Source organism: Rhizobium sp. BK316, assembly GCF_014193695.1.
Lineage (GTDB): Bacteria > Pseudomonadota > Alphaproteobacteria > Rhizobiales > Rhizobiaceae > Rhizobium.
Genome location: NZ_JACHZR010000003.1, coordinates 14,031 through 26,455, shown reverse-complemented (window position 1 = coordinate 26,455; position 12,425 = coordinate 14,031). Strand labels below are relative to the sequence as shown.

General features: G+C 61.4%; 12 protein-coding genes and 1 pseudogene. 2 read left to right on the top strand and 11 right to left on the bottom strand.

Features of this window, described 5'->3' with window-relative positions:
• Window positions 1–105 precede the first annotated feature (105 nt).
• A complete protein-coding gene (locus FHT87_RS14195; protein ID WP_348647623.1) occupies window positions 106–1,803 on the bottom strand; it encodes a hypothetical protein in 1,698 nt (565 codons plus the stop codon).
• A gap of 168 nt (window positions 1,804–1,971) precedes the next feature.
• On the bottom strand, window positions 1,972–2,271 hold the full coding sequence (locus FHT87_RS14190; RefSeq protein ID WP_183732641.1) for a hypothetical protein: 300 nt from the start codon (window positions 2,269–2,271) through the stop codon (window positions 1,972–1,974).
• 186 nt (window positions 2,272–2,457) lie between these two features.
• Here FHT87_RS14190 and FHT87_RS14185 point away from each other — a divergent pair, with 186 nt between their 5' ends.
• Window positions 2,458–4,395: a mechanosensitive ion channel family protein gene (locus FHT87_RS14185; protein WP_183802774.1), complete on the top strand. Its 1,938-nt coding sequence runs from the start codon at window positions 2,458–2,460 to the stop codon at window positions 4,393–4,395.
• 57 nt (window positions 4,396–4,452) lie between these two features.
• Here the strand turns inward: FHT87_RS14185 and FHT87_RS14180 are convergent.
• The 4 genes and pseudogenes from FHT87_RS14180 to FHT87_RS14165 all read right to left on the bottom strand — a co-directional run.
• Window positions 4,453–4,752 (bottom strand): annotated as a pseudogene (locus FHT87_RS14180) (nitronate monooxygenase); the annotation flags it as partial.
• A 24-nt stretch (window positions 4,753–4,776) separates the two neighbouring features.
• Window positions 4,777–5,022: a 4-oxalocrotonate tautomerase family protein gene (locus FHT87_RS14175; protein ID WP_183732647.1), complete on the bottom strand. Its 246-nt coding sequence runs from the start codon at window positions 5,020–5,022 to the stop codon at window positions 4,777–4,779.
• A gap of 64 nt (window positions 5,023–5,086) precedes the next feature.
• Window positions 5,087–5,800, bottom strand: coding sequence for an SDR family oxidoreductase (locus tag FHT87_RS14170; RefSeq protein ID WP_183802771.1), 714 nt, complete (start codon window positions 5,798–5,800; stop codon window positions 5,087–5,089).
• Window positions 5,801–5,848: 48 nt separating this feature from the next.
• Window positions 5,849–6,631 (bottom strand): MBL fold metallo-hydrolase, encoded by a 783-nt coding sequence (locus tag FHT87_RS14165; protein WP_183802768.1) that lies wholly within the window; start codon window positions 6,629–6,631, stop codon window positions 5,849–5,851.
• Between the two features lie 79 nt (window positions 6,632–6,710).
• Between FHT87_RS14165 and FHT87_RS14160 the strand changes: the two genes are divergently transcribed.
• Complete coding sequence (locus tag FHT87_RS14160) at window positions 6,711–7,598, top strand: LysR family transcriptional regulator (RefSeq protein WP_183802765.1); 888 nt, start codon at window positions 6,711–6,713, stop codon at window positions 7,596–7,598.
• 28 nt (window positions 7,599–7,626) lie between these two features.
• Here the strand turns inward: FHT87_RS14160 and FHT87_RS14155 are convergent, their stop codons facing one another.
• Genes FHT87_RS14155 through FHT87_RS14135 form a run of 5 tightly spaced genes read right to left on the bottom strand, consistent with a single transcriptional unit; the run spans window position 7,627 to window position 12,424 of the window.
• Complete coding sequence (locus tag FHT87_RS14155; protein WP_183732658.1) at window positions 7,627–8,385, bottom strand: FadR/GntR family transcriptional regulator; 759 nt, start codon at window positions 8,383–8,385, stop codon at window positions 7,627–7,629.
• Window positions 8,386–8,410: 25 nt separating this feature from the next.
• The gene (locus FHT87_RS14150) at window positions 8,411–9,472 is read right to left on the bottom strand and encodes a four-carbon acid sugar kinase family protein (protein ID WP_183802762.1); all 1,062 of its coding nucleotides are present in this window, start codon (window positions 9,470–9,472) and stop codon (window positions 8,411–8,413) included.
• Window positions 9,469–10,461, bottom strand: a complete 993-nt coding sequence (locus FHT87_RS14145; RefSeq protein WP_183802760.1) for an oligopeptide/dipeptide ABC transporter ATP-binding protein — start codon at window positions 10,459–10,461, stop codon at window positions 9,469–9,471. The genes FHT87_RS14150 and FHT87_RS14145 overlap by 4 nt, the downstream gene beginning before the upstream one ends.
• Window positions 10,461–11,468, bottom strand: a complete 1,008-nt coding sequence (locus tag FHT87_RS14140; RefSeq protein WP_183802757.1) for an ABC transporter ATP-binding protein — start codon at window positions 11,466–11,468, stop codon at window positions 10,461–10,463. The genes FHT87_RS14145 and FHT87_RS14140 overlap by 1 nt, the downstream gene beginning before the upstream one ends.
• Window positions 11,465–12,424, bottom strand: a complete 960-nt coding sequence (locus FHT87_RS14135; RefSeq protein WP_183802754.1) for an ABC transporter permease — start codon at window positions 12,422–12,424, stop codon at window positions 11,465–11,467. Before FHT87_RS14135 ends, FHT87_RS14140 begins: the two co-directional genes overlap by 4 nt.
• Between the last annotated feature and the right edge of the window lies 1 nt (window position 12,425).

Genomic DNA, 12,425 nt, shown 5'->3' with positions numbered 1-12,425 from the left:
TGCGGAAATGGCGTCGTTCCATTTGTAGCCGCGAAACTGGCCACCGAAGGCGAGCTTGCAGAAAGCCGAGGTCGAACACGTAGGTTACCGTAAACGCAACCTTATTTACGGGTTGAGGGCACTCGTAACGTCATTAAACGCGAACACCGCTCCAGCCTTGGCGAGACCTGCCTCGATCTCAGCCGAAAGCAGCGGCTGGAGGCGTTTTGCTTCCAGCTTCCGCCGCAGGGTCCGTTCGAAATCCGGATCCCTGCCACGCACATCGGCAAGTCGCGCCTTGGCTTGATCGGAACCGAGCTGACCGAGTGCGGCAGCGCGCAAGGCGCGCACGACGAAATCCGTGCAATTCACCTGCTCGGCAAGCAGTGAGGCCTCCGACCAGTCGCCGCGGCGATAGGCATCGAGAGCAAGAACGAGCATGGCGTCGCGCGGCACAATATCGACGGCACGGCCGGCATCCTGCGCCATAGCAACACCAGCGTCGAAGTAACCGGCTGAAAACAATACGGAAGCGAGCTTTGCCACAGCATCCGGATTACTCGGGTTGAGCGAGATCGCCCGATTTCCGGCCTGCAGCGCTGCATCGATGCGTCCGTCAGCGAACTGCGCCATCATCAGCGCCACATAGGCGCGATCCGACATGGGGGCGATCGAAACCGCGCGGTTCGCCAGACCGAGAGCACGGTCGCGCACGACAGCATCTCCGGCCGCGGCCTCCGGCGCGATAAGGACGCGCGCAAGCAACGCCTCGGCATCGGAATTGCTCGGATCGGCGGCAAGCGTCCGTTCGAGGCAGGAGCGCACCGCGGCCATATTGTCCGAACTGCCGTCATCGAGCTGATATTCTGCACGCAGAACGCAGGCGTTACCGATCGACTCTGCGCTGCTGGCATGCGTTTCGATATTGTTGATCACCCCACGCGTCGCTGCAAAGCGGCGCGCAAGAACATCGACGATCTCCTGGCGGGTCGCTGCCGGGCTTTTTCCGTCAATGGCAATCGTTTCGAGCCCCGATTTCAGGAGATCATCGGACTGGCTGTCGACGATCTGCCACCAGACACTCCTGAGATCGCCATCGCCGTAATATTTCATGTCGATTTCATAGGCCCGTCCTGCAGCCTTCTGGGCTCGCGCACCGGCATAACCAGCCTTCGCCACGGTCAGCGTCTGGAATTGCGTCAGCGCCGTCAACAGCATGTCACGCGTCTGGCTGGCCTCGCCTTGCATCCTGGTGTCAACCGCATCCATGGAAAGAGCGACCGACGGGCGGACTGTCAGGGACGGCTTTGAGGCATAGAGAACGACGCCGGCAGCAATCAGCGCGCAGAGCAGCAGCGCCATCCCCGTATGGACCATCAGGGGCCGGCGAAAACGTGAAACGGCAGCGGGGCCTTCCACAGCCGGGCAAACAGGAACATCATCAGGCGCCTGGGGCAGATCGCTTTCCAGCGCCACTTCTTCTTCGTCATGCTCGTAAGGCACATGTGACCGAGGGAAAAGCGTCACATAAGTACCCTTGGGAATGTGGATCGTCACATCCTGCTCGGCACCGAAGGCCTCGTAATAGTTCTCGATCGACGAACGCAGCCGGCTCACCTCGATGCGCACGATCGGATCGTTCGATGCATCGAAATTGCTCGCTCGCCCTAGGACATCAAGTGCGATGGAATAGGCCTTGACCCCCTCCTCGCAGCCGGCGAAACGCCGTTCCGCAAGATACCTCAGAATGGCCCGTTGTCGTTCCGTAGCATGGAATCTGGGATCGGACAGAATTCGTTCGAGTTCCGCCCTGGCCTCCGACAACGATACTTCGCATGTCCTTGCGTTGTGTACTTCAGCACCCATGACCGCCCCGCACGCGCTGATTAGGCTAAAGCATAACAGGGACGTTTATCGCCGAGACGGCGAGAGGTTGCAACTGAAAATTCTAACAAAACCATTAGGCGATCTCTTTTAACGCGAGTCAGCGCCTCAATTCGGCACGTTGGAGCCGCGCTCCAAAACATACTGAATGATATCGGATTCGATTTCGGCACAGATGGTCTCGTACTCCACGACCATAGGACGATGCTCCTCCCCGGGCTGTCGCATGAGGCGTTCCAGGACTAGGCTCGCTTCCTCATAAGCCTCAAAGAGATCGCTGAGCGAGCGGGATTTCGATGCGAGAAGCTGCAGTCTGCCCCGCATTGCAGGCAATTTCAGCATGAGCCGCCACAGCCCGCGCTGTGCGGTTTCCGTGCCGTTCCACTTGATGCCTCCTTCCTTACCCATTGGAGATTCGGGCCTCCTGCTCATCCCGCCGACTATGGAGTGACAGGTACAAGATGGAAGTACGTTACCGTAAATCCGCCGCCATTTACGCCTCTTACCCCGCCTTTACGCCGGAGTTTACCGTAACGTACTCCCATAAACGCATCGGCTGTGCTCATCCTTCCAGCGTGGAAGGAGACATAGGAAATGATCAGGCTGGGGGTATTTCTTCTCGCTTTCCTCGTCGCGACCGCGGCGGCGGCGCAAACCGCGCCACCGCCGCCCCAGCAAAAGATCGACCAGTTGATAGGCCTGCTGCAGGATCCCGAGATCCAAACCTGGCTGGAAAGTCGGAAGAAGGAGCAGGACGCAACAGCCGCAGCCGCCCAGCCATCAGGCTTTGCGACTTGGGAAGCGCGGGTGCGCTCGCGCATCCATGGTATTCTTGCTGCAGTTCCGCGCATCCCCTCCGAAGTGTCGGAAGGCGCCGCTCGTGCTCGCCAGGATGCCGTATCGCATGGCTATGCGCCGATCTTCCTGATTTTTGCCGGCCTGGTCGCTGCAGGCGCGGCCGCCGAATGGCTCTTCAGGCGCGCCCGGTCTCCCTCGATCGGCCCGGTCGCTCGCCTTCTTCCGGTCGCGGTTTTCACCCTGGTCGTTGCGATCATATTCTTCGCCGTTGAATGGCCGCCGCTCGCACGGCTGGTTCTGCTCGCCTATCTGGCCGCCTTCGTCGTCTACCGCGTAGCCGCTGTCTTGATTGGCCTCGTGGAGAGCATCCGCCCCTCGCTCGCCATCCGCGCCCAGCTTTTTGTCGGCATCGCACTGTTTGCCGCGGCAACCGCGACGCTCGGCGCACCGCTTGGCGTCGATCAGGCCGTCACGGAGGCCATCTCCTATTGTTTTTCTCTTCTTCTGCTGGCGCTCGCGATCGAAACGGTCTGGTCGGCATTGGCCCGATCCATTGTCATAAAAACAGGCCTCACCGCCTTCCTCGCTCTTTTGTGGATCCTCTGGTGCCTTGATCTGCAAGGCCTTTTCTGGCTCGGCGTCTACGCTCTCGTCCTGCCGGATCTGTTGCGCGCCATAGGCGGAGCAGCGGCAGCGCTCACGACGGCGCCGTCAGGAAGCGCCAGGAGCATATTGCTCGTCCGCGGCAGCCGGGCGATCATCATAACACTCGCCGTCGGCTGGCTGGCTCTCGTCTGGCGCCTCAGTCCGGATTCCCTTGCAAGTCAGAACACGACCTTAGCTGCCGTCCTCAATGGACTGCTGAAAGGTATCATTGTTCTGCTGATTGCCGATCTTCTCTGGCAACTTGCCAAGGGCTGGATCGACCGCACCATTACAACCTCGGCAGATGCGACCGGCCTCGCCCCTGCCGAAGTGGCGAAACGCGCGCGATTCCGGACATTACTGCCGATCTTCCGCAACGCGCTCGCCGTCATGGTGGCGGTCATGGCCGGCCTGATCGTCCTGTCGCAGCTCGGCGTCCAGATCGGTCCGCTGATCGCCGGCGCGGGCATCTTCGGCGTGGCGATCGGCTTCGGCTCGCAGACCCTCGTCAAGGACGTCATCAGCGGCGTTTTCTACATGCTCGATGATGCCTTCCGTGTCGGCGAATATATACAGGCGAAAAACTACAAGGGAACGGTAGAAGGCTTCAGTCTGCGCTCCGTGCGGCTGCGCCACCATCGCGGCCCCGTCTTCACCGTGCCCTTCGGAGAGCTCGGCGCCGTGGAAAACATGAGCCGCGACTGGGTGATCGACAAGTTCCGCATCTCGGTCGCCTATAACACCGACATTAACAAGGCCCGCAAGATCACCAAGACGATCGGCGCGGAGTTGAAAGAAGACGCCGAGGTCGGCCCGCTTTTCATCGAACCGCTCAAGATGAAGGGCGTCGAGGAATTCGGCGACTACGGTATCGTCCTGAGCTTCGCCATGACGACGGTGCCGGGCATGCAGACCTATATCCGTCGCAAGGCCTATGCCATGATCCGCGAAGCCTTCCAGAACAACGGCATCGAATTCGCCCAGCCGATGGTGCAGGTCGGCGGCGACGACAAGAACGGCGCGGCTGCGGCCGCAACAGCCACGCTCCGCGCCGCCCAGCAGGCGAAGGCCGCCGGCACGGAGGGCTGAGATGACCGTCGCGGAGTCCGGGCAGGACACCCGCATCCGCATCATACACGGCGGCTCCTAGGCCGCTTCGACGATATAGCGCGTCAGCTCGGCGCTCGACATTTCGCGCGCAAGGCTTGCGGCCTGTCCAGCCCACATATTGCTGAAGTCCGGCCTGCCTTCTTTTTCGGTCACGACCCTCAGCGGCGCCAGCGCGCCGCCGGCGGTCGGGAATGCCGGCGCGGTCTTCGACAGCGGTCCGATCTCCCGCATGATGCGATTGACGATGCCGCGAGCCGAGCGGCCGGTAAAGATATTGGTGAGGGCCGTATTGTCGTCCCGTGCCGATTTCAGCGCTTCACGGTGGAAGGCGGTAACCCCTTTGCTGGGAATTGCGCCGTATTATTTCTGTTTCGCTGCCTTTTCCGCAAGCTGCTTGCGGTATTCCGGCACAGGCAGACCGCCCACACCCCAGCTCTCCATCTCGATTTCATCGATGACGACAAAGGTGCTGTCATGCGGCTTGCCCATGATGTCGAAGAGCAGATCGCTGACGCCTTTTATGAGCGCGGCCTTCTGTTCCGGCGTAGTGCTGCTTGCACCTGGAGCCGTGCCTTCACGCGTCACCTTGATATTCACATAAGGCATTGTCGTTCTCCTTGAAGGACAGGCGCTCTTCAGGCGCGCCGTCCGTTGCTTCCCCTTGCAGCTATTACCAACGACCGGCGTGCTGGCCGCCATCGACATTCAGCGTCTCGCCGGTCACGAAGCCGGCATGCTCCAGATAAAGCACGGCATCGACGATTTCGCTCACCTCGCCCAACCGGCCGACCGGGTGCAGGCCCTTAAGGAAATCATGCGTTTCCGGCGCGTGCATGGGCGTCCTGATGATGCCCGGTGCGATCGCATTCACGCGAATACCGCTCTTGGCATATTCGATGGCGAGCCCGCGCGTAACGGCATCGAGACCGCCCTTGGTCAGCGTCGCAAGACCCGTGGGAACACCGGCGATCGGCTGATCCACAAGGGCTGTCGTGATCTGAACGATGTGACCATGGCCCTGCTTCAGCATCTGGGCAATGGCAAACTGCGTGACGTGGAAGAAGCCGGCAACGTTGACGTTGATGACATTGTTGAAGTCTTCAACCGTGTAGTCGGTGAACGGCTTGCCGATGAAGATACCGGCATTGTTGATCAGCGTATTGACGCGGCCGAAACGCTCCACGGCGGTCTTGATCACCTGTTCGGCGACAGCACGATCACCGACGTTGCCGGGGACTGCGATAACGCCCGCATCGGATGACGGCTGGATGTTGCGCGAATTGGCGACGACCGCATATCCTTGATCGCGATAGGCCTGAACGATACCTGCGCCGATACCCTGCGAAGCACCGGTAACGACTGCGACTTTCTGTTCATTGCTCATGACATCTTTCCTTGGAAGATCGGCGCTTTGCGCCACGTGTTGGGAAGCTCAGGCCGTCAGGTCGACGACGAGCGGTTTGCCTTTTTCGAAGAGCTTCAGGCGGTCATCGAGGTTGAAGACCGAGAAAGCGTGCGCGAGCTGGTCCTGATTTTCGCGGAAGTGTACCCAGCCTTCGTTATGCGCAGGCACGAGCAGCGCGTTCGGGAAGGCGTGGGCCGCCTCTAGGGCATCCTCGCTGCCCATCGTCATGTGGAAGCGGCCACGAGGCTCGGCAGCGCCCGTAAACAACAGCACGACTTTGGGAGAAAAGATCCGCGCAACCTCGGCCGTGCCCTCGTACCAGACCGTGTCGCCGGTCACGTAGAGAAGGTCGCCCGGCTTTTCGCGGCCGAGTGCGAAGCCGACCACGTCGCCGGAAATCGGCTCGATACCGACAGGGCCGTGACGGGCCGGTGTTGCCGTGACCAGCAGCCTCTCGCCGCCAGCGCCTTCCAGCGTGACGGTTTCGAATGGAGCAAGCCCAAGGGCATTACTGCCCAGCCGTTCTGCACCGGCCTTAGTCGTGTAGGTGGTGCCGACCGTCGGCAGCATCGCCCGGCCGGCGCTATCGAGATTGTCGAGGTGCTGGTCGTGGCTGAGCAGCACTGCATCCAGCCGGCCGATCTCCTCGACGGACAAGGCAGGACCGGAGGTCTTTTCGAAGCGGACGGGCTTTTCCCTGTAGAGGCCCGGCAGGTCGAATGTCGGATCGGTCAGAAGCCGGAGCGCGCCGTATTCGATCAGCACGGTCGGTCCGCCGATAAGCGTAAGATTGAGACTGGAAGAACTCATGTTCGGCAACCTTTCTGTTTCGAGGTCGCCTCCTGTCTAGTCCCGTTCCCTTCTACGAAAAATTCGCTATTCTTTGTCAATGGCTGATAAAAAACGCACAGAGCCGGACTGGCAGGACATCAGGGTCTTTCTCGCGCTCGGACGGCACGGAAGCCTGTCGGCCGCCGCCCGGACGCTGCGCGTCAACCATGCAACGATCGCCCGCCGGCTTCATTCACTGGAGGAGACGCTCGGCGAAAAACTGGTCGAGCGTCGCCCGGACGGCTACGTGCTGACCTCAGCCGGGACCCGTGCGCTCACCGCAGCAAGCGACATGGAAGCCTCCGTCCAGACGCTCGGACGGGGCTGGAACGATGACACGCCGAAAGGCCTGGTGCGCATCAACGCCTCGCCCGCACTCTCGCAGGGCTTCCTGATCCCCCGTCTGGCGGAGATCACCAAACAATATCCGGGCCTCGATATCGACCTCGCGACTGACCTGCGCACCATAAGCCTCGAACGTCACGAGGCCGACATCGCCATACGCCTAGGAAAACCGCAGGACGGCGATTTGATCGCCAAACAACTTGCCACGATCGGATACGGCTTTTACGGAACGCAGGAGGTTTGCCGGCAGGTCGAAAACGGCGCCGAACCCGTCTTCGTCGGATTTGACGAGGTGAACGGCTATGTGCCCGAAGCGATCTGGCTGGCCCGCCACTTCTCGCACGCGCGCGTGTCTTTTCGCGCCAACAACCAAGTTTCCCAGGCGATGGCTGCCAAGTCAGGCGCAGGTCTGGCACTCCTGCCGCATTACATCGGCCGTCTGGAAGGAAACCTCTATCCCTGCCCGCTCGAACTAGTCCCGCCGCCGCGGGAAGCCTGGCTTCTCACCCGACGCCAGCAGCGCAAGGATCCGCCGATCCGAACCGTCGCCGAATACATCACCAAGATATTCGCGACGGAACAAGCTTTATTCGAGGAATGAGACCTCGACATCCCGAAGCCGGGCTTCTTCAGAAGGACAGGTCGAGCACACGGCCTTCGAACAGGCGATCCCGCGAACCCTCGAGATGCGCCCGCATCAGGTCACGGGCATCTTCCGCCCTGCCCTCGGCGATCGCCTTGTATATTTCGTTATGCTCCTGGTACACCTGCTCCAGGCCCGGCCGCGGACCAAGCAACGAAAGCCCATGCAGATGCATGCCGACGGCGATATGCGCTTTCAGCGCGTCCATGGAGGCGGTGTAATAGTGGTTGTTGGCTGCCTCGGTGACGGCACGGTGGAAGACGAAATCGGCATCCACCCGGTGCAGCTGATGGCTGGTCGCCTCACGCAGGTCTGCAAGAGCGGCCGCGATTTTCTGGATCGCGGCATCGTCGCGGCGCTTGGCTGCAAAATAGGCGGCTGCCGGTTCGATCGTCAGGCGGAATTCGTAGCAGCGCTGGATATCGGCAATCGTCTTGACCGGCGAATAGGCCAGCTGTGCGGTCGGCGAACCATGCGCGCTGACGAAGGTGCCGGCTCCCTGCCTTGCGTAGACGATCCCCTGCTCGCGCAGGCGTGCTAGCGCATCGCGCACGATCGGGCGCGAGACGCCGAGCATCGAGGCAAGTTCGTGTTCGCCCGGAAGGCGTGAATCCGGCGGGTAATTGCCGGCACGGATGCGTTCCATCAACTGGTCGAAGACACGGTCGACCAGCTTCACGGCCCTGCCTGGTCGGGCTGCCGGTGCCGCTTCCGGATTCACCGATCCGCCATTCGCTTCATCCACTCTCATTCTCCCTGCTGGCATTCGCTCAAGCCGCCTGATTCCGAACGATCAGTCTTAGCAAACTATCGGAATTGCCGAAGCCCCCCGACTTGACGGCGCATCGAAATTGCCGCCCGTTGACGCCGGTCACGTCGAACCACGGAATACCGGCCTCGATTTCCCCCTTCGGCAACAGGACCGAAACGCCCAGTTCACGGAAAACGGCAAGCGCAGTATCGCCACCGCCCACCATGATCATATCCGGGTTCGTATCATCTATGACCGATTTCACGCCCTGCGCAAAGCGAGCGGCAACAAGCGCGGCATCGCTCTTAATCTCACCCGTGCAGCGCAGCAGTGCCGGCAGCGCCAACCCCTCGCCGCTTTCGACCGCACCCATCGGCGCATCGACGACGATGCGAAGTGCATGCGAGGCCTCGAGACGATCCATCTGCACGGCCGTGATGGGATCGCGGGAGCCGAAGGCGAAGAGAGTCTTCCGCGTCGCAAGAAATTCCGGCACCAGCCGCGCAGTTCCGCCGAACCCGCGCGCCAGGGCCGAACCCAGACCACGGGCACCGACGGCAAGGGTGGAAAGCCAGTCGTTCTCCACGACGACAATATCGAGATCGGCATCATCTTCGGCATCGGCAACCATCACGTTACGGCCAAATCGGGCAAAGAGGTCGGCTATCGGCAAAGGATGCTCCACACCGCGCCCAACTACGCAACCACGATAGGTGATCCGCTCCTGATCGGGAATGGCAGGTGCCATGAGGATTGTCTTGAGACCCAGCACATCGGCCAGCGCAATGCTTTCGGCTGCGATATTGCCCTTCAGCCGCGAGTCGATCTTCTTCATGAAGATGGCCGACCCGGCAGCACGCAGGGTCTCGGCAACCGCCCGCACACGCGCGGCCGCTTCCTCCTCCGGCAGGCTGCGCGAGGCAGTATTGACCACAACGACTTCGGCGCCGGTTTCCAGCGCCTTGCCAGCCGCTTCGACATCGATCGCGACGGCGACTGACAACCCGGCCTCTATAAAGGGTGTGCCCGTATCGAGCGAGCCGGTCAGGTCGTCGGCAATGATGGCGACTTTCAACGTCATGAAGTCTGCCCCGGATTGACCGCATGGCAGGCAACGAGATGGCCGGGTTTCGCTTCCTTCCATTCCGGAATGACCTTGCCGCAAACCTCCATGGCGATCGGGCAACGCGTATGGAAACGACAGCCTGTCGGCGGATTCAGCGGGCTTGGCACATCGCCCTGCAGGATCTGACGCTTACGTGTCCGCTCAAGCTCCGGATCGGTTTCCGGCACGGCTGAAAGCAGCGCCTTCGTATAGGGATGCAGCGGATTGTCGAAGAGCTCTTCACGCGTTGCAAGCTCGGCCAGACGGCCGAGATACATGACGCCGACGCGGGTGCTGATATGACGTACCACCGCCAGGTCATGCGCGATGAAGAGATAGGTCAGGCCATATTTTTCCTGCAAATCGAGCAGCAGGTTGATGATCTGTGCCTGGATCGACACGTCGAGCGCCGAAATCGCCTCGTCGCAGACGATGAACTTCGGCTGACAGGCAAGCGCACGCGCAATGACGACGCGCTGGCGCTGGCCGCCGGAAAGCTCATGCGGGTAACGCTGGGCAAACCGCGTAGGCAGACCGACATCGGTCAGCAGGGCCGCGACCTTGTCCTTGAGCTCGGCCTTCGTGGCGAGCTTGTGGAAGAGGATCGGCTCGCCGATCGCCTCGCCGACCGTCATGCGCGGGTTCAGCGTGGAATAGGGATCCTGGAAGACGATCTGCAGGTCACGGCGGAAGGGCCGCATCTGCTTTTCGTCCAGCGTCGCAAGGTCCTGCCCCTTATAGACCACCTTGCCGCTCGTCGCCTTGTAAAGATTGAGGATGGTGAAGCCGGTCGTCGACTTGCCGCAGCCGGATTCACCCACGAGGCTCAGCGTCTCGCCTTCCATGATCTCGAGATTCACGTTGTCGAGCGCATAGACGGTCGCCGAACGCTCGCCGAAAGCACCAAGCTTGACGTGGAAATGCTTGACGAGGTTTTCGACCTTCAAGAGCGGTTTGGCACCCATCACGCGGCCTCCTGCATTTTCTGGACGACGAAACAGGCGGCGCGATGCGCGCTGTTTCCGTAAACCGGCTCCAGCCGCGGCACACGCTCATGACAGACGGCTTCCACCAGCGGGCACCGCGGTGCAAAGGGGCAGCCATTGGGGCGACGGCCGGGCTCGGGTGGCGTGCCGCCGATCGAGGACAGGCGGCTTGCGGGCGCATCCGAAAGCTTCGGGATCGAGGACAAGAGGCCACGCGTATAGGGATGGCTGGGACGAGCATAGAGCTCGTCCACCGGCGCATCTTCCACGACCGTGCCGGCATAGAGCACGGCGACGCGATCGACGAGACCGGCGATCAGCGCGAGGTCGTGGGTGATCCAGACGACGGACATACCAAGCTTGGCGCGCAGATCCTTCACCAGATCGACGATCTGGGCCTGGATCGTCACATCGAGCGCGGTCGTCGGCTCGTCCGCGATCAGCAGTTTCGGATTGCAGGCAAGGCCGATCGCGATCATCACGCGCTGGCGCATGCCGCCGGACAGCTCGTGCGGATAGGCCATCAGCCGCTCTTCCGGCCCTGGAATGCCGACGAGGCGCAAAAGCTCGACGGCGCGAGCCCGAGCCTCTTTCTTCGACATCTCGCGGTGATAGATCAGCGGCTCGCAGATCTGGTCGCCGATGCGCATGACCGGATTGAGCGAGGTCATCGGATCCTGGAAGACAAAGCCGACATCGCCGCCGCGCACCCTGCGCAGCTCGCCATTCGACATCTTATGCAGGTCGCGCCCGTCAAACGTCGCCGAGCCCTTCGTCACCTTGATCTTGTTCGGCAGAAGCCGCATCAGGCTCAGCATCGTCAGGCTCTTGCCGCAGCCGGATTCACCGACGACGCCGAGCGTCTCGCCTTTGTTGACATAGAGGTCGATGCCGTCGACGACGACGGCCGGGCCGCGGCGCGTATCGATCTCGATGGTGAGATCCTTCACGTCCAGCAGGCGTTCGTTGCTCGTTGCATTCATCATTTGCTGCCCCGCGGATTGAGTGCGTCGTTGAGACCATCGCCGAGGAAGCTGAAGGCCACCGAGGCAAGACCTAGCACGGCCGCCGGCGCGGCGAGGAGATGCGGATAATGCTGCCAGACACGCAGGCCGTCCGAGATCATGTTACCCCAGCTCGGCGTGGGCGGATTGACGCCAACACCGAGGAAGCTGAAGGCACTTTCCAGCACCATCGCGGTACCGAGGCCGGCGCTGACGGAAACGATCAGCGGCCCGAGCGCATTCGGCACGATATAGCGCAGGATGACGATCCAGTTGGAAAGGCCGAGCGCCTGTGCCGCCATGACATAGGGACGATTGCGGATCGACAGGACCTGGGCGCGGACGAGGCGTGCATAGGGCGGCCAGGAGATCAGCGCCATCGAGCCGAAGACGAGGAGAAAATCTACCCAGACCGTCTGGCGATAGAAGGGATTGAGGGTCGCAAGATACTGCGCCTCCATCCACCTGGTGATCGGCGTTTTCAGCGATGCATTGATGACGACGACGAGCAGCAGGTTCGGCACCGACATCGTCATATCGGTCAGCCACATGATGACCCGATCGAACGGATTGCCGAAGAAGCCGGCGACAGCGCCGAGCACGAGCCCGATCAGGACAGCGATGAAGGTGACGATGACGGCGACGAGGAAGGCCGTGCGCGTGCCGAACACGATACGGCTGAAGACGTCGCGACCAAGATCATCGGTACCGAAGAAATGCGCCAGCGACGGTGGTGCATTGCGCGAAGCGAGATCCTGGCTGAGATAGTCATAAGGCGTGAGAGCGGGGCCGAAGATCGCCGTGAAGGCGAGGATCACAATCACGATCAGACCGAAGATTGCAAGCTTGTTGCGCCTCAGACGATGCCAGGCATCACGCCACAGATTGACGGGCGGCTCCTCGGCCGTATCGATCGTCGAAAGAGGGATTGCGGACATG